This is a genomic window from Bradyrhizobium sp. MI1.7 (assembly GCF_055811795.1).
Genome location: NZ_JBVVPO010000239.1, coordinates 1 through 667, shown reverse-complemented (window position 1 = coordinate 667; position 667 = coordinate 1). Strand labels below are relative to the sequence as shown.

General features: G+C 66.7%; 1 protein-coding gene. It reads right to left on the bottom strand.

The window, feature by feature from the left end:
- Positions 1-67: 67 nt before the first annotated feature.
- On the bottom strand, positions 68-667 hold a 600-nt coding region (locus AC0L3X_RS47335), incomplete at its 5' end, for an ABC transporter permease (protein WP_473317644.1).

The following is a 667-nucleotide window of genomic DNA, read 5'->3' as shown; positions in this document are numbered from 1 at the left end:
GCGCATGACATAGAGCAGCGCGCCCGCCGCGACCAGCGCGAGCGGAATCGCGACGAAGGCGGCAGGTCTAAGGTTGGGCATGTCCCTGTCTCCTCCTGACGGCAAATGCCGAGATCACCGCAAGCGCGAAATAGCCGAGCGCCAGGCACCACAATGCGAGCCAGTCATGCCCAACCTCCCAGATGCCGGCGCCGAGCTGGTTGATGCGCACGAGGCCGTCGATCGCGGAGTCGGCCGGGAATAACCGGCCGAACGCAAGGGCCACGTCCGGAATCGCTTCGCGCGGCCATGCGAAGCCGGCCATGAAGAACTGCGGCAGGCTCGTCGCCAGCAGCAGGATGGTTGCGTTCTCCGGTCGCGTGAACCAGGCCCCGACAGCCTGACCCATGAAACTCGTCGCCAGCAGGAAGACACTCGCGAGCGCGAGAATCTGCGGAAGATGGCCGAGCGTGGAAAAACCGTAGATGCGGGGCAGCACGACGACGTAGAGCGCGAGCGCAGGAAGGTAGACGGTCAGATGCGCGATGCCGCGGCCGAGCACGCCGGCAAAGGCCGCGCCGCCGCTCGCCAGCGCGGTGCCGGTCAGCATAGCTGCGCCGATCAGCAGGGTCTGCTGCAGGATCAGGATGAACGCCGCCGGAACGACGTAGCTCGCATAGCCGCCCAC